General features: G+C 71.4%; 22 protein-coding genes and 1 tRNA gene. 6 read left to right on the top strand and 17 right to left on the bottom strand.

Annotation, left to right across the window (positions count from 1 at the left end; all coding sequences use genetic code 11):
• Positions 1–18: 18 nt before the first annotated feature.
• The 8 genes from HF323_RS03935 to HF323_RS03900 form a co-directional block, all read right to left on the bottom strand.
• Entirely contained in the window at positions 19–897 is an 879-nt protein-coding gene (locus tag HF323_RS03935; RefSeq protein ID WP_169581218.1) for a serine hydrolase, read from the bottom strand.
• A gap of 1 nt (position 898) precedes the next feature.
• Positions 899–972, bottom strand: a tRNA-Leu gene (locus tag HF323_RS03930).
• A 31-nt stretch (positions 973–1,003) separates the two neighbouring features.
• Positions 1,004–2,446: an FAD-dependent oxidoreductase gene (locus tag HF323_RS03925; RefSeq protein WP_169581369.1), complete on the bottom strand. Its 1,443-nt coding sequence runs from the start codon at positions 2,444–2,446 to the stop codon at positions 1,004–1,006.
• Positions 2,447–2,479: 33 nt separating this feature from the next.
• On the bottom strand, positions 2,480–3,799 hold the full coding sequence (locus tag HF323_RS03920; RefSeq protein ID WP_223169134.1) for a S8 family serine peptidase: 1,320 nt from the start codon (positions 3,797–3,799) through the stop codon (positions 2,480–2,482).
• Positions 3,796–4,314 carry a DUF501 domain-containing protein gene (locus tag HF323_RS03915; protein ID WP_169581216.1) on the bottom strand — a complete coding sequence of 173 codons (519 nt, stop codon included), beginning with the start codon at positions 4,312–4,314 and terminating at the stop codon, positions 3,796–3,798. The genes HF323_RS03920 and HF323_RS03915 overlap by 4 nt, the downstream gene beginning before the upstream one ends.
• A gap of 61 nt (positions 4,315–4,375) precedes the next feature.
• Positions 4,376–4,903, bottom strand: a complete 528-nt coding sequence (locus HF323_RS03910; RefSeq protein WP_317450984.1) for a septum formation initiator family protein — start codon at positions 4,901–4,903, stop codon at positions 4,376–4,378.
• Between the two features lie 28 nt (positions 4,904–4,931).
• Positions 4,932–6,212: a phosphopyruvate hydratase gene (eno, locus tag HF323_RS03905; protein ID WP_169581215.1), complete on the bottom strand. Its 1,281-nt coding sequence runs from the start codon at positions 6,210–6,212 to the stop codon at positions 4,932–4,934.
• A 149-nt stretch (positions 6,213–6,361) separates the two neighbouring features.
• Positions 6,362–7,030 (bottom strand): O-methyltransferase, encoded by a 669-nt coding sequence (locus tag HF323_RS03900; protein ID WP_169581214.1) that lies wholly within the window; start codon positions 7,028–7,030, stop codon positions 6,362–6,364.
• Positions 7,031–7,146: 116 nt separating this feature from the next.
• Between HF323_RS03900 and HF323_RS03895 the strand changes: the two genes are divergently transcribed.
• Positions 7,147–8,400 (top strand): amino acid permease, encoded by a 1,254-nt coding sequence (locus tag HF323_RS03895; RefSeq protein WP_169581213.1) that lies wholly within the window; start codon positions 7,147–7,149, stop codon positions 8,398–8,400.
• Here HF323_RS03895 and HF323_RS03890 read toward each other — a convergent pair.
• From HF323_RS03890 to nhaA, 3 genes are all read right to left on the bottom strand, one after another.
• Positions 8,384–9,655 (bottom strand): ATP phosphoribosyltransferase regulatory subunit, encoded by a 1,272-nt coding sequence (locus tag HF323_RS03890; protein WP_223169192.1) that lies wholly within the window; start codon positions 9,653–9,655, stop codon positions 8,384–8,386. The genes HF323_RS03895 and HF323_RS03890 overlap by 17 nt on opposite strands.
• A gap of 95 nt (positions 9,656–9,750) precedes the next feature.
• Complete coding sequence (locus tag HF323_RS03885) at positions 9,751–10,446, bottom strand: MazG family protein (RefSeq protein WP_169581211.1); 696 nt, start codon at positions 10,444–10,446, stop codon at positions 9,751–9,753.
• On the bottom strand, positions 10,395–11,561 hold the full coding sequence (gene nhaA, locus HF323_RS03880) for a Na+/H+ antiporter NhaA (protein ID WP_169581210.1): 1,167 nt from the start codon (positions 11,559–11,561) through the stop codon (positions 10,395–10,397). Before nhaA ends, HF323_RS03885 begins: the two co-directional genes overlap by 52 nt.
• 150 nt (positions 11,562–11,711) lie before the next feature.
• Between nhaA and HF323_RS03875 the strand changes: the two genes are divergently transcribed.
• Positions 11,712–14,384 carry a phosphoenolpyruvate carboxylase gene (locus HF323_RS03875; RefSeq protein WP_169581209.1) on the top strand — a complete coding sequence of 891 codons (2,673 nt, stop codon included), beginning with the start codon at positions 11,712–11,714 and terminating at the stop codon, positions 14,382–14,384.
• A 49-nt stretch (positions 14,385–14,433) separates the two neighbouring features.
• Positions 14,434–14,604 carry a hypothetical protein gene (locus tag HF323_RS03870; RefSeq protein WP_169581208.1) on the top strand — a complete coding sequence of 57 codons (171 nt, stop codon included), beginning with the start codon at positions 14,434–14,436 and terminating at the stop codon, positions 14,602–14,604.
• 40 nt (positions 14,605–14,644) lie between these two features.
• On the opposite strand, the gene HF323_RS03865 is transcribed toward HF323_RS03870, so the two are convergent.
• The 3 genes from HF323_RS03865 to mfd are packed head-to-tail and all read right to left on the bottom strand — an operon-like array spanning position 14,645 to position 19,321.
• On the bottom strand, positions 14,645–15,244 hold the full coding sequence (locus HF323_RS03865) for a gamma carbonic anhydrase family protein (RefSeq protein ID WP_169581207.1): 600 nt from the start codon (positions 15,242–15,244) through the stop codon (positions 14,645–14,647).
• A 38-nt stretch (positions 15,245–15,282) separates the two neighbouring features.
• A complete protein-coding gene (locus HF323_RS03860) occupies positions 15,283–15,654 on the bottom strand; it encodes a VOC family protein (RefSeq protein WP_169581206.1) in 372 nt (123 codons plus the stop codon).
• Positions 15,655–15,706: 52 nt separating this feature from the next.
• Positions 15,707–19,321, bottom strand: coding sequence for a transcription-repair coupling factor (mfd, locus tag HF323_RS03855; RefSeq protein ID WP_169581205.1), 3,615 nt, complete (start codon positions 19,319–19,321; stop codon positions 15,707–15,709).
• 63 nt (positions 19,322–19,384) lie between these two features.
• On the opposite strand from mfd, the gene HF323_RS03850 reads away from it, so the two are divergent.
• The gene (locus HF323_RS03850; protein ID WP_211160190.1) at positions 19,385–20,137 is read left to right on the top strand and encodes a hypothetical protein; all 753 of its coding nucleotides are present in this window, start codon (positions 19,385–19,387) and stop codon (positions 20,135–20,137) included.
• A 4-nt stretch (positions 20,138–20,141) separates the two neighbouring features.
• Here the strand turns inward: HF323_RS03850 and pth are convergent, their stop codons facing one another.
• Entirely contained in the window at positions 20,142–20,726 is a 585-nt protein-coding gene (gene pth / locus HF323_RS03845) for an aminoacyl-tRNA hydrolase (RefSeq protein WP_169581204.1), read from the bottom strand.
• 77 nt (positions 20,727–20,803) lie between these two features.
• Positions 20,804–21,454, bottom strand: a complete 651-nt coding sequence (locus tag HF323_RS03840) for a 50S ribosomal protein L25/general stress protein Ctc (RefSeq protein WP_169581203.1) — start codon at positions 21,452–21,454, stop codon at positions 20,804–20,806.
• Between the two features lie 250 nt (positions 21,455–21,704).
• Between HF323_RS03840 and HF323_RS15570 the strand changes: the two genes are divergently transcribed.
• Entirely contained in the window at positions 21,705–21,827 is a 123-nt protein-coding gene (locus tag HF323_RS15570) for a hypothetical protein (protein ID WP_262926858.1), read from the top strand.
• Positions 21,828–22,107: 280 nt separating this feature from the next.
• Positions 22,108–23,535: an NADP-dependent phosphogluconate dehydrogenase gene (gene gndA / locus HF323_RS03835; RefSeq protein ID WP_317450995.1), complete on the top strand. Its 1,428-nt coding sequence runs from the start codon at positions 22,108–22,110 to the stop codon at positions 23,533–23,535.
• 57 nt (positions 23,536–23,592) lie between these two features.
• Here the strand turns inward: gndA and HF323_RS03830 are convergent, their stop codons facing one another.
• Positions 23,593–24,918, bottom strand: coding sequence for an FAD-binding oxidoreductase (locus HF323_RS03830; RefSeq protein WP_317450983.1), 1,326 nt, complete (start codon positions 24,916–24,918; stop codon positions 23,593–23,595).
• Positions 24,919–24,979: the final 61 nt, after the last annotated feature.

The raw sequence follows: 24,979 nt of genomic DNA, 5'->3' as shown, positions 1-24,979 counted from the left end.
GCGCGCATGAGCATCAGCCTAGAGCCCGGGGCCGGCGGGCCCCGACGCGGCGCGGGAGGTGTCGTGCCGGATCTCGGCTTCACCGGCGGCGGCGAGGACGGACCGGATGCCGCGGCCCGCCGCCCCCATCGCGGCGAGCACTCCATCGCGCGCGACGTCGCGGGCATCCGGCTCCCACTGGGCGAGCACGGCGTACGCGATCGCGGTGCCGCCGGACCGCACGACGCCGACATCGGCGCGCACCCCCGCATCGGTCCCGGTCTTGTTCCACAGGCGAAGACCGCGGTCCGGGGCGCGGTGCGCGAGCGGATCAAGTCCGAAGGCCGCCGCGGCCATCGACAGGTCGGTTCCCAGCGACAGCCAGCCCACGACCTCGGAGCTCACGGCGGGACCGAAGACCTCGCCGCGGTCGAGCCTCGCGACGAGCGACGCGAGCTCGACGGCACTTCCCCGGGAGAGGACGGGAGGATGATCCGGGCCCCGCACGTCGCGCACCCGGTCGAGGAGGGCGGTGTGCGCCAGCCCGATTTCCGCCCCGGTGCGGTCGACGGCGTGGAGCCCGACGGCGTCCAGAAGCACGTTGGTGGCGAGGTTGTCGCTCACCGCTCCGACGAGAAGTGCGGCGTCGGCGGCAGTGAGGGACGAGGCATCCATCACCTGCCACAGCCCGGAGTCGGCGACCGTTTCGGTCCCGCGCTCCATGGGGGCGTGACGAGCGAGCCGACCGTCGGCGAAGCGGCGCGCGAGCTCGACGAGCAGAAGCACCTTGCCCACGCTCGCCGTGGCCAGCACGCGGTCCGGCTCACGGGAGGCGAGCACGTGACCGGATGCCGCGTCCACCGCGCACGCCGACCATCGCAGTCCGACACCGGGGTCGTCGACGAGCGCCTCGAACACGTACCCCCGCTGGGACTCGAACCCAGACTGAAGCGATTTTAAGTCGCCTGCCTCTGCCGATTGGGCTACGGGGGCGCCGCCGCAGCGAACGCCTCCACGTTAGCGGTCAGCGACCGGCGTTCGCGGTGGCCTTCTTGGCCGCGGCCTTGTCGGCCTCGACCTTCTCGGGCTGATCGGCGATCTTGCCCTGCTCGCGCGGCTCAGCCGGCGGGGTGATCGCGGGCGCCACGGGGCGCGGGCGCGCAGCGAACTCCTCGAACACGTAGCGCGGGTTCTGCACGGTCGACAGGTTGACCATGTCGCGACCGAGCCAGAAGTTGTTCCACCAGCCCCACAGCACGCGCCACTTGCGCTCCCACGACGGCATGGCCAGGCCGTGGTAGCCGCGGTGGGCGAGCCACGCGATCGGTCCCTTGAGGGCGAGCTTTCCGGACTGGAAGACGCCGACCCACAGGCCGAGGCCCGCGACCGCGCCGAGGTTCTTGTGGTAGTACTCGCGCGGCACCTCGCCGCGCAGCACCGCGACCAGGTTCTTGGCGAGCAGCTTCGCCTGACGCACCGCGTGCTGCGCGTTGGGCACGCAGTAGCCGCCGACACCGCCGCCGGTGAGGTCGGGAACCGCCGAGACGTCGCCCGCAGCCCAGGCGCCCTCGACGATCTCATCGTCGGAGCCCACGCGCAGGTCGGCGCGCGTGCGGATGCGGCCGCGCTCCTCGACGGGCAGGTCGCCGCCGCGCACGACGGTCGGGTTGGCCATGACACCGGCGGTCCAGATGATGAGGTCGCTCGGGATGGTCTCGCCCGTCGAGAGCTCGATGTTGCCGTCGACCGCACCGGTGACCTGCGTGTCGAGGTGCACGGACGCGCCGCGGTGGGCGAGGTTCTTGAGCACCCACTCGCTCGTCTTGAGCGAGACCTCGGGCATGATGCGGCCCATCGCCTCGATGAGGTGGAAGTGGGTGTCGTCGAACGTGAGCTGCGGATAGCTCTTCACGAGCGAGGAGGCCAGCGAGCGGAGCTCGGCGAAGACCTCGATGCCCGCGAAGCCGCCCCCGACGACCACGACCGTGAGGAGGCGGTCGCGCTCGGGCCCGGGAGGCAGGGTCGACGCCTTGTCGAAGTTCGACATCAGGCGATCGCGGATGGCGACGGCCTCTTCGATCGTCTTGAGGCCGATCGCGTTGTCGGCGATGCCGGGGATCGGGAAGGTGCGCGAGACGGCACCGGCGGTCACGACGATCTGGTCGTACTCGAACTCGTAGGGCTCACCCGCGATGGGGGTGATCGTCGCGACCTTGTTCGCGTGATTGATGCCGGTGACCTTCGCGGCCACGACGTGCGTGCGCTTGAGGTGGCGGCGCAGCGCGACCACGGAATGACGGGCCTCGATCGAGCCGGCGGCGACCTCGGGGAGGAACGGTTGGTACGTCATGTACGGCAGGGGGTCGACGATGGTGACGTCGGCCTCGCCCTTGCGCAGGTGCTTCTCGAGTTTCCAGGCCGTGTAGAAGCCTGCGTATCCGCCACCGACGATGAGGATCTTGGGCACGGTGTTGGTCACGGTTTGGAGGCTCCTCCTGTGTCAGCGGCTCGGCGCGCGGGACGCCAATCGGATGCGTCGGACAGCTGCGGTGACGCCGAGCGCCACCAGTATAGCCGTCGCCGTGACCACCGAGAGCGGCAGCGTCCCGTACAGGACGGTGTCTCGGGAAGGCAGGAGCGGAGAGTTCGCGCGCTGGAATGTCTCGGCCGGCGGCAGCGGCGGGACCTCCACCGGCTCCGCGGGGCGCGACGGAACCGGATCGCTCTGCGCACGCCGGTACAGGCGGATCCACTCTTCGAGGCTGCCCATCGGGTTCGCCGTGACCGCCGGAACAGCGGCGGTGACGGCGGCGGCGGCATCCACCAGTCCGTATCCGTACAGCGGATCGGGAACGGACTGCGCACCGGCGGCGGGGCGCGCGGTCTGGATGATCCGGTTGATCACGTTGTCGGCGTCGAGCTCGGGATGAGCCGACCGCACCAGCGCCGCGATGCCGGCCACGATCGGGGCGGCGCCGCTCGTGCCGTTCCACAGCACGAGCTTGCCGTCCGCCGAGACGCCGACGAGGTTCTCGCTGGGGGCCGAGACGCCGATCGTGATGCCCTGGGTCGATGCCTCGACGCTGGCGTTCCCGTTCGGGTCCACTCCCGCGACGGTCAGGACGCCCGGGATCGTCGCCGGAGCCCCCACGCGCGTCGTGCCGCTCCCCCGGTTGCCGGCCGCGACGACCACCACCACGTCGTTCTCGAACGCGTACAGGAATGCTTCGTCCCAGCTCTCGTCCCAGTCGGGCACGTTCGTGGTGAGCGACATGTTGATCACGTCGGCGCCGTTGTCGACCGACCAGCGGATCGCCTCGGCGATCTGCTCGGTGAAGCTCGTCGTCGCCGCCGACCCGAAGCCGACCGAGACCGAGAGCAGCTCCGCCGCCGGCGCGACGCCGATCATCCCGGCATCCGGACCCGTCCCGCGCCCGGCTGCGAGGGAGGCGACCCAGCTTCCGTGGTTCGCGTCGACGGCGCCCACCGGCGTGCGGCCGTCGGGCGTGCCGACCCCGGACACATCGGTGCCGCCCACGACAGCGCCCTCGAACTCGACGGGACCCTTGCCGATCCCGGTGTCGATGACGGCGATGCGCACGCCCTCGCCGCGGGTCGTCTTCCAGGCCTCCTCGATGCCGTACTCGGTGAGCCAGTACTCCGCCTCGCGCACCGGGTCCTTCTGCGGGGCGTCCGGCGCCGCGGTCGCCGCAGCGATCGCTGCGGCAGGAACGTTCGCAGCCGCTGCCGCAGGCGCCGCGCCGACCAGTGTCAGCGCGACCGCCGATGCCGCGATCCCGGCCCGCAGCCTGCGGCTCATCCGCCCGTCCCGGGCTGCGTGCACACGCATCGCTGCGGCGACCACGTCGAGCGCTCGAGCGCACGGTCGCCGATGGGATTCACGCCCGGCCCCGCGGCGAGGGCATGACCGGCGAGCGCGTGCAGGCACTTGACGCGGGTCGGCATGCCTCCCGCCGAGATGCCGGCGATCTCCTCGACCTCGCCGTACGCCGCCCGATCGGCGAGGTACGCCTCGTGGGCCCGCGCGTAGGCGGCCTGGAGGTCCTCGTCGGCGGCGAGCTCGTCGTTCAGCTCGCGCATGACGAGGTCGGCTTCGAGCACAGACATCGCGGCCGTGGCGGCGGGGTGGGTGAGGTAGTAGAACGTGGGGAACGGCGTGCCGTCGGGAAGCCGGGGCGCGGTGGCGACGACCGTGGGGTTCCCGCACACGCAGCGAGCGGCGATGCCCACGACTCCCCGGGCGGGTCGGCCGAGCTGCTCGCGCAGCACGGCGAGGTCGGCCTCGCTCGCAGGGGGGAAGGGCTTGCTCGTCACGTCGGCAAGGCTACCGGTGCTCGCCTGTGATGCGGCTGGAACGTGACGGCTCGTGGCGCCGTCAGCCCGATGGGGTCGACGACGGGGTCGGCTGCTCTTCGGGAACGCCGATGGTCGGCACCTTCACCGTCTGGGAGAGCCCGGCCGCCGTCACGGACCGCACGAGCTGCGACATCCAGTCGGTGCGGGTCTGCTCGACGTCCTCGCTCACCGGCTCCGCCTCCTGCGGCGCGAGTTCGGGCGGAAGGTCGTCGTCGACGAGGTAGACGACCTCGCCCGGCCGCACGAAGTACAGCCGTTCGCGTGCCTGCGTCGTGATGTAGGCCGGGTCGGTCCAGCGCTCGCGCTGCGCCTCGAGCTCGGCGACCTCTTCGCGGCTGAGCTCCACCGCGGCCTCGAGCGCGGCGATCTGCTGGCGCTGGTCGAGGTAGGTGCCGATCGTGGGCACAAGCACGAACGCGGCGAGGACGACCAGTCCCAGCATGATCACCATGAAGCCGGACAGGCGGATGCCTCCGAGCCAGGTGCGCACGTCGACGGGCGTGCGCTCCCGGCGGGCACGGGAAGGGGGAGCCGTCGTGTTCGGCACGGCTCCCCCTCTCGTCCTGCTCGCTGAATCAGCCCTTGAAGCGCGGGAAGGCTGCGCGGCCGATGAACGTCGCCGCGTCGCCGAGCTCCTCCTCGATGCGCAGAAGCTGATTGTATTTCGCGACCCGCTCGCTGCGGGCGGGCGCGCCGCTCTTGATCTGACCGGCGCCTGTGGCGACCACCAGGTCGGCGATCGTGGTGTCCTCGGTCTCACCCGAGCGGTGCGACAGCATCGCCGTGTAACCGGCGCGGTGGGCCATGTCGACCGCGTCGAGGGTCTCGGACAGCGTGCCGATCTGGTTCACCTTCACCAGCAGCGAGTTCGCCACGCCGCGGGCGATGCCGTCGGCCAGGCGGGTCGGGTTGGTCACGAAGAGGTCGTCGCCGACGAGCTGCGTCCTGGCGCCGAGCGCGTCGGTGAGAGCCTTCCAGTTGTCCCAGTCGTCCTCGGCCAGCGCGTCCTCGATCGTGACGATCGGGTATTCGTTGACCAGTCCCACGTAGTACTCGGTGAGCTCGGCGGCGGTCCAGTCCTTGTTGTCGAGGCGGTACACGCCGTCGTTGAAGAACTCGGTCGCCGCGACATCCAGACCGAGCGCGATGTCGGAGCCGGGCGTGAAGCCGGCCTTCTCGATGGCCTTGACGAGGAAGTCCAGGCCTTCGCGGTTGCTCGGCAGGTCGGGGGCGAAGCCGCCCTCGTCGCCCAGACCGGTCGCGAAGCCGGCGGCCTTCAGCTCGCCCTTGAGGACGTGGTAGACCTCCGTGCCCCAGCGCAGCGACTCCGAGAACGTCTCGGCGCCGATCGGCGCGAGGAAGAACTCCTGCATGTCGATGCCGTTGTCGGCGTGCTCGCCGCCGTTGATGACGTTGAAGAGCGGCACGGGCAGGATGTGCGCGTTGGGACCGCCCAGGTAGCGGAACAGCGGCAGGTCGGCGGAGTCGGCGGCGGCCTTGGCGACCGCGAGCGAGACGCCGAGGATGGCGTTGGCGCCCACGCGCTTCTTGTTGTCGGTGCCGTCGACCTCGATGAGGATCTCGTCGATGATGCGCTGCTCGCTGGCATCCACGCCCTCGATCGCGGGGCCGAGCTCGTCGATGACGGCGGCGACGGCCTTCTGCACGCCCTTGCCCCCGTAGCGGCTCTTGTCGCCGTCGCGCAGCTCGTACGCCTCGAAGGCGCCGGTCGACGCGCCCGAGGGGACGGCCGCACGCTGGACGATCCCGTCGTCGAGCAGCACCTCCACTTCGACGGTCGGGTTTCCGCGCGAGTCGAGGATCTCGCGCGCGCCTACAGCCTCGATAAGTGCCACAGGGGGACTCCTTGCTTGTGGAGGGTGGTTCGTCGGAGCGTCGTCGGTCCGCGTCCGAGTCTAGTGATCGGGATGCCTCGGCACAGGCGAGCGCGTCACGCGCGGTCGCCGGTGCGCAGGCGCTCCCCTCTGACCGCTCGCGCGGGAGGTCAGAGGACGATCGCGATCGCCACCCCGTCCCAGCCCTTGAGGTCGAGGGTCTGCAGGGCGGTGGCGTCGAAGCGAGGATCGCGCCCGAGCATCTCGAGCCCGCGCTGCACGCCGATGACCTGCGGGTTCTCGGTGGCCGGATTGGCCACCTCTCCCCCGCGCACGGTGTTGTCGACGATGACGACAGTCCCCGGCCGCCCGAGTCGTGCCGCCCAGTCGAGGTAGATCGTGTTCGACTCCTTGTCGGCGTCGATGAACACGAGATCGAACGGCTCGGAGCCGTCGAGCGTGGGCAGCACGTCCGCGGCGCGGCCGAGCTTGATGTCGACCTTCTCGGAGACCCCGGCTCGTTCGAGGTTCGCGCGGGCGACCTCGGCGATGCGGGGTTCCGCTTCGATGGTCACCACCCGGCCGTCGTCGGGGATCGCTCGCGCCATCCAGATCGTCGAGTACGCCCCCAGCGTGCCGACTTCGAGCACGCGGCGTGCGCCGCTGATGCGCGTCAGGAGGTGCAGGAACTTGCCGTTGACGGGTGCGACCTCGATCGCCGGCAGACCCGCGGCGCTCTGGTCTGCGACCGCGCTCTCGAGAGCCGGGTCGTGACCGACGAGGGTATCGGTGAGGTAGGCGTCGACGCGACGCCACAGGTCGGGGGTCGGATCGCTCATGGGTACACCCAACAAGCGATACGCCCGGCGCGTCAAGGCTTCGACGGCACCGGAGGACATCGAAGGCCGCGGCATCCGCCTGTCGACCCGCACCCCGACGCGGCTAAAGTTCGCTCGTGACTTCTCCGTCCCTGCAGCGGCGGCTCGGCCTCGGCGACGCCGTCTTCATCGGCCTGGGCTCGATGATCGGCGCCGGCGTCTTCTCCGCGTGGGGACCTGCTGCGGTCTCCGCGGGGAGCGGTCTGCTGATCGGACTCGCCGTCGCGGCGATCGTCGCCTTCGGGAACGCCACCTCCACGGCGCAGCTCGCAGCGCGGCATCCCACGTCGGGCGGGACCTACGCGTACGGACGTGCCGAACTCGGCCCGTGGTGGGGATTCATCGCCGGCTGGGGCTTCGTGATCGGCAAGATCGCCAGCTGCGCGGCGATGGCGCTCACGTTCGCCGCGTACGCCGCCCCCGCCGGCTGGGAGCGTCCTGTCGCCGTCGCCGCGGTCGTGGGTCTCGCGGCGGTGAACTGGTTCGGAATCACCCGCACGGCGCAGCTCACCCGCCTCATCGTCGTCGTCGTGCTGCTGACGCTCGCCGTCGCAGTGGCGGCAGGAGCCGCCGCTCCCGACGCGCAAGGCTGGCTGACGCCCAGCGCGATGTGGGCCGGCGGCTGGTACGGGATCCTGCAGTCGGCGGGGCTGCTCTTCTTCGCGTTCGCGGGCTACGCGCGGATCGCCACGATGGGCGAGGAGGTGCGGGACCCGGGTCGCACCATCCCGCGAGCGATCGTGCTCGCCTTCACGGGGGCGCTCGTCGTCTACGCACTCGTCGCGGTGACGGTGCTGTCGGCACTCGGTCCCGACGCCACCGCGGCGTCGACCGACCCGGTCGCCGCGGCGACCGCGGCCTCGGGGTGGCGGTGGGCGGAGCCGGTCGTCCGCGTCGGAGCCGCCGCCGCATCGCTCGGGGCACTGCTCGCGCTCATCGCCGGCATCGGCCGGACGACGTTCGCGATGGCGCGCGAGGGAGACCTCCCGCGCGCGCTCGCCGGGGTGCATCCGCGCTGGCACGTGCCCCATCGGGCAGAGGTCGCCGTCGCGGCGGTCGTCGTGCTCCTCGTGGCGGTGGTCGACCTGCGGGGTGCGATCGGCTTCTCGTCGTTCGGGGTGCTGCTGTACTACCTCGTCGCCAACATCGCGGCCTTCCGCCAGCATGCCGACGCGCGTCGCTTCCCGCGCGCGCTCCAGACGATCGGGGCCGCGGGGTGCGTGATCCTGGGCCTCACGCTGCCGTGGCAGAGCGTCCTCGCGGGTGTCGTCGTCGCCCTCGCGGGCGTGGGATACCGGATGCTCCGGCTCCGGCTCACCCGAGCGGCTTGAGGTCGAGCTCCCCCACCGGGGTGCCGGCGGACAGCGTCGCGAACGACGTGTAGCCGTCGGCGGCGGCGCGCTCCAGCAGGGCCTTGAGGTTCTTCGTGCGGTGCTCGAGCCGCACGCGGGAGCCCCGCGCGACCAGGGCGGCCTTGTGCGCCAGCAGCTCGCCGTCGGGAACGTCGCGATCGTGCACGAGCACCACCGCCGACGCCGCGTCACCCTCGGCCGCCGGCACCAGGTCGACGATCCGCTCGAAGCCGATCGAGAAGCCGACCGCGGGCACCTCCTGGCCGAGGAAGCGGCCGATCATGCCGTCGTAGCGGCCTCCGCCGCCGAGGGAGTAATCGACCGACGGGTGGGCGAGCTCGAAGATCGTCCCGGTGTAGTAGCCCATGCCCCGCACGAGGAACGGGTCGAAGACCAGCGGGATGTCGATGGGGTCGCCCTCGCCGCCGCCTCGCGCCGCCGCGACCGCCTCGCCGATGCCGACCAGGTGGCCGACCACGTCGGCCGGGGCATCCGCCGGCAGGAACTTCCGGATCTGACGCTCCCCGTACGGGTGGTGCTCCATCGTCATCGGTCGGGTGAGGAAGGCCTCGAACGCATCGACCGCGGACGCCGTGGCGCCCCGCTCGCGCAGCTCGGCCGCGACACCGGCGGGGCCGAGCTTGTCGAGCTTGTCGATCGTGATCAGCACGCCCGGGCGCTCGGCCGGTGCGAAGCCGAACGTGTCGAGCATCCAGTCGAGGACGCGCCGGTCGTTGATCCGCACGCTCCCGCCTTCCAGCCCCAGCGCGTCGAGGGTGTCGAGGGTCGCGACGATGAGCTCCGACTCGGCGCGGGCCGAGGCATCCCCGATGATGTCGATGTCGCACTGCACGAACTGGCGGTATCGCCCCTTCTGCGGCCGCTCAGCCCGCCACACCGGCGCGATCTGAATCGAGCGGAACACGGTCGGGAGCTGCCCGCGGTTGGTCGCGTAGAAGCGCGCGAGCGGAACGGTGAGGTCGTAGCGCAGTCCGAGATCGGTCAGCTGCGACGGATCGGCGGCAGCGGCGACGATCGCGTCCGCGTCCAGGCCCCGCTTGAGCACGTTGTACGCGAGCTTCTCGTTGTCTCCGCCGATGCCGGCGTGGAGGCGCGCGTACTCCTCCATGACCGGGGTCTCGATCTCGTCGAAGCCGTGCGCGCGGTAGCGCTCGCGGATGACGGCGAGCACGCGCTCACGACGGCCCTTGTCGGCGGGGAGGAAGTCGCGCATGCCGCGCGGCGGGTTCACGGATGCCACGGGGTCATTCTTCCAGGTCGACGCGGCGCCCCCTCGACGGCCGCCGGTCGTTGCACGAGCTCCCTCGCTCAACGACCGGGGTGCGCCTCGGCCTCGGCGGCGCGGACGTCGGCCGACAGCGTGCGCAGGCGCTCGCGGAGGGCGCGCTCGGCGTCCCATCCGCTCGCGCGCGCGGCGGCCACGAGTGCGAGGAGCGCATCGCCGAGTTCGGCTTCCGACCGCGGTCCCATCGCGGCCTCAGGGGTGACGCCCACCGCGGAGGCCTTGCTGAGCAGCTTCTGGGCGAGCGCGAGACTGGGCATGCGGTCGCTGACGCCGTCGAGCACGCTCGTGCGGCTGCTCTTCTCGGCGGCCTTCGCCGCGTTCCAGTGCACGAGCACCTCTTCCGGCGTGTTCGCGACGGCGTCGCCGAAGACGTGCGGATGCCGGCGCACCATCTTGTCGGTGAGGCCCCGCGCCACGTCATCGATGTCGAACGGGTCCTCGGCGTCGCGGGAGGCGATCTCGGCGTGGAAGAGCACCTGCCACAGCAGGTCGCCGAGTTCCTCGCGGAGTTCGGGGCGGTTGTCGGTCTCGACCGCGTCGATGAGCTCGGCGCTCTCCTCGACGAGATAGGGAACGAGTGCCCGGTGATCGATCTGCTGGGTCCACACGCACCGGTCGCGCACCGCGCGCATGGTGTCGGCCGCCTCCCGCAAGGGGTCGACCCCAGTCACACCGTCGCGGGCTCCGGGGTGGTCGCCGCCTGCCGCCTGTAATGCCATGCCCGCCACGATACGAGGAACCCGGAGGCGATGAGCGAGATGACCGATCCCGCGAGCACACCGAGGATCGCCTGATCGCGGATCTCCGGGGTGTCGCCGAAGGCCAGTTCGGACAGCAGCAGCGAGACCGTGAAGCCGATCCCGCCGAGCGCCCCCGCCGCCAGCAGGTCGCCGAACCGCAGCGGCGGAGCGGCAGAGCGGTCGCCGATCCGCAGCGACACCCAGCCGAACAGGGAGATGCCGAGGATCTTGCCCACCGGGAGGGCCACCAAGACACCCCAGAAAGCGGGTGACAGATCGCCGGCGGCCACCGACGGGATGGGGACCAGCGCGGCGTTGAAGGCGAAAAGCGGCAGCACGATGACGTTGACCCACGGTTCGAGCTCATGACGCACGCGGAGCGCCGGACGCTGCGCCATGGCCAGACCCAGCGCGACGCCGGCGATCGTCGCGTGGACTCCCGACTTGTACACGAACACCCACGTGAGCACCGCGAGCACGACGAGCAGCAGGGCGATCGGCACGCGTGCCCGGGTGTCGAGCAGGCGGCTGAGGATCCCGAATGCCACGACCGCGACGGCCGCGAGCCCGAGCATCGCGAAGTCCACGTCCGTCGTGAAGAGCACGGCGATGAAGATGATGCCGACGATGTCGTCGAGGATCGCCAGCGCCAGGAGGAAGACCCGCAGCGCCGCCGGGAGCCCCTTGCCGAAGACCGCCAGCACGCCGAGGGCGAAGGCGATGTCGGTGGCCGTCGGGATGGGCCAGCCCGAGACCGCGTCGCTCCCCCATGCGAAGGCGAGATACACCGCGATGGGCACGATGACGCCTCCTGCCGCGGCGATCGCAGGCTGAAGCGCCTTGCGCGCCGAGTTGAGCTGACCGGAGGTGAGTTCGTACTGGAGCTCGACGGCGACCACGAAGAAGAAGATCGCCAGGAGCCCGTCGGCGATCCAGTGATCGAGCGTCAGCTCGAGCACGCCCGGGATGCCCACGTACGTGTGCAGGAAATCGTCGACGGGGCCGCCTGCCGGGGTGTTGGCGACGGCGAGACCCGCCGCGGCGGCGATCAGGAGGACGATCGCCGGGAAACGGGCAGAGCGTAACAATGACATCCGGGATCCTTTCCCTCGAGACGGGGCGAGGGTCGCCGCCGTCTCGCCGACCAGACTTCCCGGCACTCCTTCGGGAAGTCTAGCGACGGCCGCCTGTCACACGATGTCGCCTGTGACGAGCGTGCCCCGCGCCCCGGCTACCGTGGAACCATGCACGAACTCACCCGGACCGAAGCGATCGATCTCGTCGGGCGATTCGAGGCCGAGCAGGAGATCCCCGAGCAGATGCGGGCCGACGTGCGCATGCTGGGCTCGCTTCTCGGGCAGGTGCTGCGCGAGAGCGGCTCGGCCGGCCTCTACGAGGATGTCGAGCGGCTGCGCATCGCGACGATCCAGGCGTACACCGACGAGACGCCCGAGGCGTTCGCGCGCGCCGCCGCGATCGCCGACTCCTTCACCGTCGCCCGCGCCGACGAGGTGGCCCGTGCGTTCACGGCGTACTTCCACCTCGTCAACCTCGCCGAGGAGCACCAGCGGGTGCGCATCCTCCGGGAACGCGATGGACGGCCCGACCGGGAGCATGCGACGGATTCCGTGGCGGCGGCCTTCATGCGCCTGGCGGCCGAGGTGGGCGACGACACCGCACTCGAGCGCCTGCAGGCGCTCCGATTCCACCCCGTCTTCACAGCGCACCCCACCGAGGCCCGCCGGCGGGCGGTGTCGTCGAGCATCCGTCGGCTGGCCGCCCTGCTCGAGGAGCACGACGCCTCGCTGCGCAACGGCGCCGACCAGCGCCGCGCCGAGCGCCGCATGCTCGAGGAGGTCGACACCCTGTGGCGGACCGCGCCGCTGCGCCCCGAGAAGCCCTCGCCCACCGACGAGGTGCGCGCGGTGATGGCGGTCTTCGACGAGACGCTCTACACCGCCGTGCCGCACGTGTACCGTCGCGTCGACGACGCGCTGCAAGGACCTGCCGCCGGCGGACGCGCGCCCGTCGTGCGTCCTTTCGTCCGCGTCGGGTCGTGGGTGGGCGGCGACCGTGACGGGAACCCGTTCGTGACGGCATCCGTCACCCGCCAGGCCGCGAAGATCGCCAGCGAACACGTGCTCCTCGGTCTCGAGCGCACCACGAGCCGCGTCGGACGAACCCTCACCCTCGACGCCACGACAACGCCGCCCAGCGTGGCGCTCTCGGCACTGTGGCAGCGTCTGTCGGCCGCCGACGAGGACGCTGCGGCGGAGATCGCGCAGCGCTCCCCCAACGAGCCGCACCGCCGCATCCTGCTGCTCCTGGCACGCAAGCTCGCCGCCACACGCGAGCGCAATGCCGACCTCGCCTACCGCGATCCGGAGCACTTCCTCGCCGACCTCCGGGTCGTGCAGGATTCCCTCGTGCAGGCCGGCGCGCCGCGCCAGGCCTACGGCCACCTGCAGCAGCTCCTCTGGCAGGTGGAGACCTACGGCTTCCACCTGACCGAGCTCGAGGTGCGCCAGCACTCGGCGGTCCACGCCAAGGTGCTCGCCGAGCTCGCGGCCGGCGGTGCGCCCTCGGAGCAGGCGCAGGAAGTGCTCGACGTCTTCCGCTCGATCGCGTTCCTGCAGGAGCGCTACGGACCTCGTGCGGCCGGGCGCTACATCGTGTCGTTCACGCAGTCCGCAGGCGACCTGGCCGCTGTGCACGAGCTGGCCCGCCTCGCCGCCGGGCCCGGGGGCGCGCTCCCCGTGCTCGACGTCATCCCGCTGTTCGAGACGTTCGCCGATCTCCAGGCGGCGCCGCGCATCCTCGCAGAGATCGTCGAGCACCCCGAGTTCGCCGCGCGCCTGGAAGCCACCGGTCGCCGGCTGGAGGTCATGCTCGGCTACTCCGACTCGTCCAAGGACGTCGGCCCGGTCGCCGCGAACCTCGCCCTCTACGAGGCGCAGGCCGCCATCGCGGCGTGGGCGCGCGAGAACGGCATCGAGCTGACGCTCTTCCACGGCCGCGGCGGCGCGCTCGGGCGCGGCGGGGGCCCCGCGAACTCCGCGATCCTCGCCCAGCCGCCGCACTCCGTCGACGGCCGGTTCAAGCTCACCGAGCAGGGTGAGGTGATCTTCGCCCGCTACGGCGATCCGGCCATCGCGATGCGGCACATCGATCAGGTCGCCGCGGCGATCCTCCTGGCCTCGTCGCCCTCGAACGAGGAGCGCAACCGCGCGGCGGCCGACCGCTACGCCGACGTCGCCGCGACGATGGACGAGGCATCCCGCGCCCGCTTCTTCTCGCTCGTGAAGGCTCCCGGCTTCGCGCCGTGGTTCGCACGCGTGACGCCGATGGAGGAGATCGGCCTGCTCGCGCTCGGCTCCCGGCCAGCGCGCCGCGGCCTGTCCGTCGAATCGCTCGAGGACCTTCGCGCGATCCCGTGGGTGTTCGCGTGGACGCAGGCTCGCATCAACCTCGCCGGGTGGTTCGGCCTCGGATCGGCGCTCGAGGCCGTCGGCGATGAGGCGCTGCTCCAGCGCGCGTACGACGAGTGGCCGCTCTTCCGCACGCTCATCGACAATGTCGGCATGAGCCTGGCGAAGGCGGACGACCGCATCGCGCAGCACTACCTGGAGCTCGGCGATCGCGACGACCTGGCGGCGCTCGTGCGCGACGAGATGGCCCTCACGCGGTCGTGGGTGATCCGCGTGACCGGCGGCACCGAGCTGCTCGCCAACAAGCCGGTCCTCCAGCGGGCCGTCAAGATGCGCAGCCCCTACGTCGACGCGCTGTCGCTGCTGCAGCTGCGCGCGCTGCGGGCGCTCCGCGATGCGCCGGAGGGCGCCCCGGTCGACCCCGACCAGCAGCGCCTGCTGCTCCTGTCGGTGAGCGGCGTGGCGGCGGGTCTGCAGAACACCGGCTGACACGCGCGTCGCTGCCGAGGCATCCGTCCCGCGGGGTTACCGTGTCGGCATGGCACGGATCATCGTCGCCGAAGTGTGTCCCGAATGCCGATCGCTCGACGTCCGGGCGACCGAGCCGCGCTGGTTCCACGTCGCTCTCGAGCGTCGGGGCGAACTCGACGAGGGCTGGGTCGACCGGCTCGTGTTCGAGTGCCGCGACTGCGGCGGCGTCTGGGAATGACACCGGAGGGAATCGGATGCCGCGACTGGCGGCATCCCGGTCAGTCGACGCGTCGGTCGTCCGTGTGCCGGGCGAGACTCCGCCCGTAGCGCTCGGTCAGCTGCACCATGAGATCCGGCGTCTCGCGATCCAGACCGAACACGTAGCCGGGGAAGTCGAGTTCGCGCTGGGCGGCCCAGATCTCTTCGTGGCGGTCGGGCGGAAGGATCTGCACGGGGTCGCCGACGGCCACCCAGCCGATGGGCACCACCGTCTCGGCAGGCAGCGTCGTGCGCAGGTGCACCACGGCGTTGATGCGCACCTCGCTGCGGGCGCCGATGCGCGCGCCGTTGAAGATGCGCGTACCCGTGGCGAGGAACACCTCGTCCTCGACGACCGCCCCCGACACGCTCGCCATGGGACCGACGAGCACGTGCGCGCCGATGTGCACCGGATTCGTGGAGGTCGCCCGGATCAGTGCGTTCTCCATCACGATGACGTTCTCCGCGAGTGTGATCGGACCGCCCTCGGCCGTGATGACGGCGCCGTGCAGGACCTGGCAGTCGGCGCCGATCTCGACGTCGCCGCTGATCACCGCCGTCGGTGCGATGACCGCGTCGGGATGGATGCGGGGCTGGGCCCCGAGGTGCTCGAACCGCATCGTTCCTCCTCGGTGCCAGCGTAGTCCCGGCCGCGCCGTCAGCCGGAGTGCTCGGTGAGTCGCCAGTAGTGGCCGCACGGATCGACGAGCCGGAAGTCCCGCAGGCCCCACGGACGCTCCTGGAGGTCTTCATCGATCGGCCAGGCGGCCTCGAGCACGCGCCGGCGGGCGCCATCGAGATCATCGACCTCGAGCACGAGCTCCACACCCGTGGGCGGACGGCGCGCGGCGACGTCGACCGGGGCGCGGCGGGCCGCGCCGACGAGCACATCCCCGAGCTGGAGGGCGACGTACGCGGACTCCTCCAGCCGTTCGTCGCGGGTGAGCGCGAATCCGAGCACACGCGTGTAGAAGTCCACCGCCTCGTCGAGGTCGTCGGGGAAGATCTCTATGCGCAGCGCAGCAGTCATGCGTCCACTCTGGATCATTCGGCGCCGCCGTACGACGAGGCGACGCCGAGGATCAGACGGAGACGGATGCCTCGGCATCCGCCTTCGGCGCGGGCCAGAGCTGGTCGAGCAGCTGCCCGACCCACGCGATGAGGTCGGCGTCCGAGACGCGTTCGCCCCCCGCGGTCGGCAGCGGCACGACGACCGCTTCGCCGCCCTGAAGGAGCTTCGCCTTCGGGTAGAGGCGCTGCAGCCGCACGCGCATCGAATCGGGCAGGTTCGCCGGCGCGATGCGCAGGTTCGGGCCCATCGCGACGACGTCGGCGAGCCCCGCTTGAGCGGCCCGGCGGCGCAGCCTCGCGACGGCGAGGAGTCCCTCGGCCTCGGACGGAAGGTCGCCGTAGCGGTCGGTGAGTTCCTCGATGACGAGGTCGATCGCGTCGTCCTTGGCGGTGACCGATGCCGCCGCCGACAGCTTCTGGTACGCCTCTAGCCGCAGCCGCTCGCTGTCGATGTAGGCCTCGGGGATGCGGGCCTGCACGGGCAGCTCCAGCCGGAGCTCGGCCGGCCCCTCGGTCTCGTCTCCCCGGAAAGCGGCGACCGCCTCGCCGATCATCCGCAGATACAGGTCGAAGCCGACGCCGGCGATGTGACCGGCCTGCTCCGCGCCCAGGAGGTTGCCGGCGCCACGGATCTCGAGGTCTTTCAGCGCCACCTGCATGCCGCTGCCGAGATCGTTGTTGACCGCGATCGTCTCGAGGCGGTCGGCGGCCGTCTCGCTGAGCGGCTTCTGGTCGTCGTAGAGGAAGTACGCATAGGCCCGCTCGCGCGCCCGGCCGACGCGCCCGCGCAGCTGGTGCAGCTGCGACAGACCGTACTTGTCGGCACGATCGATCACGATCGTGTTGGCGTTGGAGATGTCGAGGCCGGTCTCGACGATCGTCGTGCACACGAGCACGTCGAACCGGCGCTCCCAGAAGGCGTCGACGACCTCTTCGAGCGCGTGCTCCCCCATCTGTCCGTGGGCGACGGCGATCCGGGCCTCGGGCACGAGCTCGGCCAGCTCGGCGGCGACGCGCTGGATTGACTGCACGCGGTTGTGGACATAGAAGACCTGCCCCTCGCGCAGCAGCTCGCGGCGGATCGCGGCGGCGATCTGCTTGTCATTGCGGGGTCCGACGAACGACAGGATCGGATGCCGGTCCTCGGGCGGCGTCTGCAGCGTCGACATCTCGCGGATGCCGGTCACCGCCATCTCGAGCGTCCGCGGGATGGGGGTCGCGCTCATCGCGAGGATGTCGACGTTCGTCTTGAGCTTCTTGAGGGCGTCCTTGTGCTCGACGCCGAACCGCTGCTCCTCGTCGACGATGAGCAGGCCCAGGTCTTTGAACAGCACCTTCTCGGTGAGGATGCGGTGCGTGCCGATCACCATGTCGACGGTGCCGTCGGCCAGACCGTCGACGATCTCGCGCGCCTGCTTGTCTGTCTGGAAGCGCGACAGCGCCTTGACCTTGACCGGGAACCCGGCGAAGCGCTCGGTGAACGTCTCGAAGTGCTGCTTCACCAGCAGCGTGGTCGGCACGAGCATCGCGACCTGCTTGCCGTCCTGGATCGCCTTGAAGGCGGCCCGCACCGCGACCTCGGTCTTGCCGAAGCCGACGTCGCCCGACAGCAGCCGATCCATCGGGATCGGCTTCTCCATGTCGGCCTTGATCTCGTCGATCGTCTGCAGCTGATCCGGTGTCTCGGCGAACGGGAATGCCTCTTCGAGCTCGCGCTGCCACGGGGTGTCGGGCCCGAACGCGTGTCCCTTCGCCGCCATCCGCGCCGAGTAGAGCTTGACCAGCTCGACCGCGATGTCGCGCACCGCCTTGCGGGCGCGGCCCTTCGCGGCGGCCCAGTCGCTGCCGCCCATCTTGGACAGGGTCGGCGCCTCGCCGCCGACGTACTTCGACAGCAGGTCGAGCTGGTCGGTCGGGACGTACAGCTTGTCTCCCGGGTACCCGCGCTTGGACGGCGCGTACTCGAGCACGAGGTACTCGCGCACGCTCTTGACCGCGTTGCGTCCGCCGCTGGAGAACTCGCGCTGTGTGAGCTCGACGAACCGGCCGATGCCGTGCGTCGCGTGCACGACGTAGTCCCCCGTCTTGAGCTGGAGCGGGTCGACCACGTTCTTGCGTCGCGAGGCCAGCTTCTTCACGACGCGCTGGTCGCCGCCGATCGTGCGCCCGTAGAACTCGGTCTCGGTCAGCACCGCCAGCTGGGCGTCGGCGGATTCGAACCCTCGCTCGAGCACGGACATCACGACGTGCGCGACTCCCGGTTCGGGGACGCCATGCACGTCATCGACCCTGCGGGCGGCGATGCCGCGCTCGGCCAGCACATCGCGCGCACGCTCGACGAGTCCCGCGCCCGATGCCGAGACGACGACGCGCCACCCGTCGGCGAGAAGGGAACGGACGTGCTCGGTGGCTCCGTCGACGTTGCCGTGGAACGACGGCACGCCCGCGCCGGGCACGCGCACGACGGCGGCCGCCTCGAGCGCCGCGTCGACGTCGAGCAGGCCCTCGGCCGAGGCGTCCGCCTGGCCCGAATCGAACGCGCTCAGCGACCACCACACGTCGCCGCGCGCTCGGGCGGCCTCTCGCAGCGCGGGCAGGGTGAGGAAGTCGCCTGCGCCGAGGTCGATGGGCGTCTCGGCGCCGGCGGTGGCGGCGCTCCACGCGGCCTCGAGGAACTCGCGATTGGTCTCGCCGAGGGTGATCGCGCGCGTCACGGCGCGCTCGGGATCGACGAGGGCGACGGCGGATGCCTCGGGCAGGTAGTCGACGAGGGTGACGAGCCGGTCGACCACGGCGGGAAGGAGGGACTCCATGCCCTCGACCGGGATGCCCTCCGACATCTTCTCGAGCATGCCCGCGAGGCCTGGGAACTCGCCTTTCAGCTGGCGCGCGCGGTCGCGGACCGCCTCGGTCAGCAGCAGCTCACGGCTCGCCAGCAGCGTGATGCCGGGCACCTCGCCAGGGAGCGATCGCTGATCTGCGACCGAGAACGCACGGATCTGGTCGACCTCGTCGCCGAAGAACTCCACGCGGTACGGGTGCGGCGCGGTCGGGGGGAAGACGTCGAGGATGCCGCCGCGCACCGCGAACTCGCCGCGGCGCGAGACCATGTCGACGCGATGGTAGGCCAGTTCGACCAGTCGCAGCGCGACCTCGCCCAGCTCGTGACCGCGGCCGCCGACGACCAGCTCGACGGCGGGGACGTCGGTGAGGCCGGCGGCGAGCGGCTGGATCGCGCCACGCACCGACGCGGTGACGACGAGCGGGGTGTCGCCCGTCCAGCGACCGACGCGCGCGAGAACCTCGAGCCGATTGCCGACGATCTCGGCACTCGGGCTGAGCCGCTCGTGCGGCAGCGTCTCCCACGCCGGGAAGTGCATGACCTCGGCACCGGGCAGCAGAGCGCCCAGCGCCGGCCCGATGGACTCGGCACGGCGGCCGGTCGGGGTGATCAGGAGGATCGCGGGCGGCTTGCCGGCGGCGCGGCGACGCTCGATCATCGCGGCGAGCAGGGGCGCATCGAGGCCTTCGACGAGAGAGAAATCGCCGTCGACGGATGCCGCAGCCACCGCATCCCGGAACGACTCGGCCTGTTCGAGGGCGCGCACGATCCCGGGAACTGTCACCGGAACAGTCTATTCGGCACAGCGGACACGGCTCCCCGCCGAGGCACCTCGTAGGATGAGCGGGTGAGCGACCCCGCCGGCCCGACGCCCCCGCAGACGCCGTCACCGAGCGCGCCGGAGTCCGCGAGCGCCGAGACGCACACGGTACCGCGACCCGGCGAGCTCGCCCCGCCCGCAGGGCCTGTGGCCCCGCACGCGGCGTGGGCCGCTCCCGGCGCCCTTCCGTTCGGACCGCCCGCCGGTTCCGCACCGCCGGCCGGAGCGCCCGGCTACGCACCGCCGACCGGGGCGCCCGGCTACGCACCGCCGACCGGATACGCGCCGCCCATCGGCTACGCGCCTCCGCAGGGGTACGCCGCCCCGGCGGGGTACGGGGGGCCCGGGTCGGGCACTGCCCCGATCTTCGGCGCGTCGGCGGAATCCGCGCGCGGCGGCCGGACACTGGGAATCGTGGCACTCGTCCTGTCGCTCATCGCCACCGTCGGCGCTGCGATCGCCGTCGCGCCCGCAGCCTTCGGGATCGGGCTGGGGGCGGGCAAGGAGCTCGCATCGCGCCCCCTCAGCGCCGACTTCGACTGGGCGGTCCTCACCGGCGTGCGCGACTGGGTGCTGCTCGCCGAGACCGCGTTCTGGATCGGCACGGCGCTCGGTGTGTGGGCGCTCGTGCAGGGCATCGTCGCCCTCGTCAAGGGCCGCGGCCGCGGCTGGGCGATCGCCGCCGTCATCATCGCCGCCCTCGGCCCTGTCGTCTTCTTCGTCGTCCTGCAGGGCTTCCTCACCGCCGGCTTCGGCGCGGGCAGCGGCATCGGCGGCTGAACCCCTAGGCGCGCGGAGCGTGGTGCTTCTGCTGCGCCGCGAGGAGGCCCTCGCCCACGAGCTGCTCGACGGCGTCGGCGGCGTCGCCGAGCAGGATCGGCAGATTGTCGCGCTCGGCCCTGCCGAACGGGTCGAGCACCCAGTCCGCGGGGTCCTGCCGACCCGGGGGACGGCCGATCCCGACGCGCACGCGAGCGAACTCACCCGACCCGAGCGCCTTGGCGACGTCGCGCACGCCGTTGTGCCCGCCGTGTCCTCCGCCCGTCTTGAGCTTGATCGTGTCGAACGGGATGTCGAGTTCGTCGTGGATGACGACGACGTGCTCCGGCTCGATGCCGTAGAACTTCGCGAGCCCTGCGACGGGTCCGCCCGAGACGTTCATGAACGTGTTGGGCTTCGCGAGGACGAGCTTCGGGCCGCCGGGGCGCAGCCACGTCTCGGCGACGCGCGCGTTCGCCTTGTGCGCCTTGAACGACTCCCTGCGTCGCGCGGCGAGTTCGTCGACGACGAGCTGCCCGACGTTGTGCCGGGTCAGCTCGTATCGCGGCCCTGGGTTCCCGAGGCCCACGATCAGCCACGCGTCCGACATGAGGTCTGCTCCTTCCGACGACGAAGCCCGTCCCACAAGTATCGGGGACGGGCTTCGACGGATGCTGCGAAGAGTCGTTACTCGGACTCGGTCTCCGACTCCTTGGCCTCTTCCGACGCCTCGGCCTGCTCGGCGGCGACTTCGGCGTCCGCCTCGGCGATCTCCTCTTCGGCCGCGAGGGTCGCGGCGGGGACCGAGATGGCCACGACGAGCACCTCCGGATCGGCGGCGAGCACGGCACCCTTGGGGAGCTTCAGGTCGCCCGCGGTGATGTGCGTGCCGTCCTCGAGACCCTCGACATCGACCTCGACGTTCTGCGGGATGTGGGTGGCCTCGACCTCGAGCGCGATCGACACGGCGTCGAGGTTCGCGATCGTGCCGGCGGCGGGCTCACCGAGGACGACGACGGGAACGTCGACCTGGACCTTCTCGCCCTTCTTCACGACGAGGAGATCGATGTGCTCGATGATCTGGTGCACCGGGTCCTTCTGGACGTCCTTGACGAGCGTGAGCTCGTGCTTGCCGTTGACGTCGAGCTCGAGCACGACGTTGGCGCGGCGGACGAGCAGCGCGACCTGGTGGCCGGGAAGGGCGACGTGCACCGGGTCGGTGCCGTGGCCGTAGATGACGGCGGGGATCTTGCCGGCGGCGCGCAGGCGGCGGGCGAAGCCCTTGCCGAAGTTCTCGCGAAGCTCGGCGTGGACCTTGGTGTCGGTCTCGGTGACCATGATTGCTCCTCGCGGGCGTGAGCCCGTTCTGATCGCGGGTCCGCGCGGGTGGCGGGCCCAGGTATGTGGGGTTTTCTCGACTCGAACGCACACGCGTGAGGAAAGCCATGGGCCTGCTCCACCGCGTCGATCACGGATGCCGCAGCCCGCCGAGCCGGCGCGCGCGAGGCATCCCTCGCCGAAGTTCGGGGTCGAGTCTACCAGCCCGGTACGATGAAGAACGCACCCGGTCGACCCACGGAGGACCTCGATGGATTACGGCTTTCTGTCCCACGCCCTGCTGTGGCTGATCGGCGCCATGGCCGCCGTCGGCGCAGTGCTCACCGTCGCCGCCTTCTGGTCGATGGGCCGCGCTTCCTACCGCAAGGACTGAGCACTCCCGCCTCACATCCCGCCCTCCCGGGCGGTGAGACGCACGCCAACAGCGCGTAACACGGGCAGGCCAGACTCTAGGCTGGAACCCTCCCCTCCCCGAACACCCAGGAGTGCGTGTGTCTTCGAACGAGCCCTCGGCGCAGACGAACATCTCGACCGATCGCGACGACCAGCCGGGCTCTGCCCGCGAGCACGAGGGGGCTCCCCGCCCCGAAGACGTCTCGCGCCCTGCGCCCGAGGCCACCGGGCCCGACCGTGTCGCCGCCCCCAGCGCGAACATCGGGGTGGTGGGCCTGGCGGTGATGGGCTCGAACCTCGCCCGCAACCTCGCCAGCCGCGAGGGCAACACCGTGGCGATCTACAACCGCAGCCACGAGAAGACCGACACGCTGCTGGCCGAGCACCCCGAGGCCGAGTTCGTCCCGGCGTTCTCGTACGAGGAGTTCGCGGCGTCGCTGCAGAAGCCCCGCACCGCGATCATCATGGTCAAGGCCGGTCGCGGGACGGATGCCGTGATCGACGCGCTCGTGAACGTCTTCGAGCCGGGTGACATCATCGTCGACGGCGGCAACGCGCTGTTCACCGACACGATCCGCCGGGAGAAGGCGGTGCGCGAGACGGGCATCAACTTCGTGGGCGCCGGCATCTCCGGCGGCGAGGAGGGCGCGCTCAACGGCCCGTCGATCATGCCGGGCGGCTCGGACGAGTCGTGGGTGACCCTCGGACCGATCCTGAAGTCCATCGCGGCGATCGCCGAGGGCGAGCCGTGCGTCACCCACGTCGGCCACGACGGCGCAGGCCACTTCGTCAAGATGGTGCACAACGGCATCGAGTATGCCGACATGCAGCTGATCGCCGAGGCCTACGACCTGATCCGTCGCGGCACCGGCAAGTCCCCCGCCGAGATCGCCGAGGTGTTCGCCGAGTGGAACCGCGGCGAGCTCGAGTCGTACCTGATCGAGATCACCGCCGAGGTGCTCCGCCAGGTCGACGCCGAGACCGGTGCGCCCCTCGTCGACGTGGTCCTGGACCAGGCCGGGGCCAAGGGCACCGGCGCCTGGACCGTGCAGACCGCGCTCGACCTGGGCGTCCCGGTGTCGGGCATCGCCGAGGCCGTCTTCGCCCGTTCGCTGTCCAGCCACCCCGAGCAGCGCGCCGTCTCGCGCGATCTTCCCGGTCCCGCCGAGGGCCTCTCGGTCGACGACGCCGACGCCTTCATCGAAGACGTGCGCCTCGCGCTGTACGCATCGAAGATCGTCGCGTACTCGCAGGGCTTCGACGAGATCCGCGCCGGCGCGGCGGAGTACGACTGGTCGATCGACCTCGGCGCCGTGTCGAAGATCTGGCGCGGCGGCTGCATCATCCGCGCACAGTTCCTCAACCGCATCGCCGACGCCTACGCCGAGACCCCGGAGCTTCCCGTGCTGCTCACGGCCCCGTACTTCGTCGAGGCCCTCGGCCGCGCGCAGGCGGCGTGGCGCCGCATCGTGCAGTCGGCGGCGGGCGCCGGCATCCCGGCCCCGGCTTTCGCTTCGTCGCTGGCCTACTACGACGGTCTGCGCGCCGAGCGCCTGCCCGCGGCCCTCGTGCAGGGTCAGCGCGACTTCTTCGGTGCCCACACCTACCAGCGGATCGACAAGCCGGGCACCTTCCACACGCTGTGGTCGGGCGACCGCACCGAGATCGAGGCCGAAGACACGCACTGAGCGCGTCGCGACACCGTAAGGCCCTCGCCCTACCGGGCGGGGGCCTTCCTCGTGCGTTCAGGCCGGGACGACGTTGTGATTGCGGCAGAAGAGGTTGAGCGGGTCGTACTGCCGCTTGATCTGCGCGAGCCGCGCCATGGTGTCGGCCGAGTACATGCGGCTCACGAGGCCGGGATCCGTCGACGGGGTGAAGTTGCCGTAGAGCCCTTCGCCGAGAGCCTCGATCGCGTCCCACTCCGCCTGGATGAGCGGCCGGTTCCCGTCGTGCACGAGGCCGGGGACGTCGAAGGCTCCCGCCATGGCGAACCAGGTGGCGCTGCGACCGGGGAACGCCGTCGCCTCCTGCGGCACATCGCCGTAGGCCCCGCCGAGCGAGCGGAGGAAGAGGACCGACGCGGCGTTGGCCTCGCGGAAAGCGACGAGGCGGTCGATCGCATCGTCGCCGAGTTCGCGCAGGAGCGTGTTGCCGCCCAGGAATCCGGGCATCGGCTGGTCAGGATCGGCGGCGGGCATGTCCATGAGGATGTCGGGATAGGCGCGCACACCCAGCTCGGTCTCGGTGATGCCCTCGAGGGCGAGGAGCGGCGCCAGCGCGGCGCGCGCGGCGTCCTCGTCGTCTCCGATCCACGCCGCGGTGATCGTGGCCCCCGCCGGGGCGTTCGGATCCATCGCGGGGATGTCCATGTAGGTCACCGTCAGGTCGCGCGGTGCGTCGGCCATCGTGTCGCGCAGGGTCTGGAGCACGGGGCGGGCGTCTCCCTCGACACCGAGGGTCGCGAAGACGACGGCGGTTAGCGGGTGCGCGCGGAAGTCGAAGCGGGTCACGACGCCGAAGTTGCCGCCTCCCCCGCGCAGGGCCCACAGCAGGTCGGCGTGCGACTGCTCGTTCGCCTCGAGCACCTCGCCGCGCGCCGTCACGAGCTGGGCGCCCACCAGCTGGTCTGCGGCCAGGCCCCACGCGCGCACCATCCACCCGATGCCGCCGCCGAGGGTGAGTCCGCCGACGCCGACCGACGCGGTGTCTCCGGAGCTGATCCCCAGGCCGTGTGCGGAGAGCGTGCGCGCCACCGCACCCCACGTCGCCCCGCCGCCGACGTGGACCACGTCACCGTCGATGCGAACACCGTCGAGTGCGGCGAGATCGAGCGTGAGGCCACCGGGGATCGCGCCCCACGCGCTGTGACCGCCGCCGCGGACCATCACGTCGAGGCGTTCCGAGGCCGCGTAGCGGAGGGCTGCCCGCACGTCGTCGACGGTCGCGGCGCGGACGATCACGGTGGGCTCGCCGATGCCGGAGTGGAACGCGCGCGCGGCGTCCCACCCTTCGTCGCCCGGACGCACGAGGGCGCCGGGGGCGAGGTCTGAGAGGGAGGTGTCAGTCACCCGCGCCACGGTAACGGTCGCCGCCGACATCCCGCTAGGGGCCGCGCCGCCGCGAGGCGCC

The organism is Microbacterium sp. MF43 (assembly GCF_012847295.1).
GTDB lineage: Bacteria > Actinomycetota > Actinomycetes > Actinomycetales > Microbacteriaceae > Microbacterium.
Note: the sequence above shows the minus strand (reverse complement) of the source record. Positions and strands in the feature narration are given on the sequence as shown.

Excerpts from the sequence above, each read along its gene's own strand:
- HF323_RS03890 (WP_223169192.1), bottom strand. The coding sequence starts at position 9,655 with ATGCGCGACTTCCTCCCCGCCGACAAGGGCCGTCGTGAGCGCGTGCTC.
- HF323_RS03840 (WP_169581203.1), bottom strand. The coding sequence starts at position 21,454 with ATGGTCACCGAGACCGACACCAAGGTCCACGCCGAGCTTCGCGAGAAC.
- HF323_RS03860 (WP_169581206.1), bottom strand. The coding sequence starts at position 15,654 with ATGACTGCTGCGCTGCGCATAGAGATCTTCCCCGACGACCTCGACGAG.
- HF323_RS03875 (WP_169581209.1), top strand. The coding sequence starts at position 11,712 with ATGCACGAACTCACCCGGACCGAAGCGATCGATCTCGTCGGGCGATTC.
- pth (WP_169581204.1), bottom strand. The coding sequence starts at position 20,726 with ATGTCGGACGCGTGGCTGATCGTGGGCCTCGGGAACCCAGGGCCGCGA.
- HF323_RS03900 (WP_169581214.1), bottom strand. The coding sequence starts at position 7,030 with ATGAGCGATCCGACCCCCGACCTGTGGCGTCGCGTCGACGCCTACCTC.
- HF323_RS03865 (WP_169581207.1), bottom strand. The coding sequence starts at position 15,244 with ATGCGGTTCGAGCACCTCGGGGCCCAGCCCCGCATCCATCCCGACGCG.
- nhaA (WP_169581210.1), bottom strand. The coding sequence starts at position 11,561 with ATGTCATTGTTACGCTCTGCCCGTTTCCCGGCGATCGTCCTCCTGATC.
- HF323_RS03885 (WP_169581211.1), bottom strand. The coding sequence starts at position 10,446 with ATGGCATTACAGGCGGCAGGCGGCGACCACCCCGGAGCCCGCGACGGT.
- HF323_RS03870 (WP_169581208.1), top strand. The coding sequence starts at position 14,434 with ATGGCACGGATCATCGTCGCCGAAGTGTGTCCCGAATGCCGATCGCTC.
- HF323_RS03920 (WP_223169134.1), bottom strand. The coding sequence starts at position 3,799 with ATGAGCCGCAGGCTGCGGGCCGGGATCGCGGCATCGGCGGTCGCGCTG.
- HF323_RS15570 (WP_262926858.1), top strand. The coding sequence starts at position 21,705 with ATGGATTACGGCTTTCTGTCCCACGCCCTGCTGTGGCTGATCGGCGCC.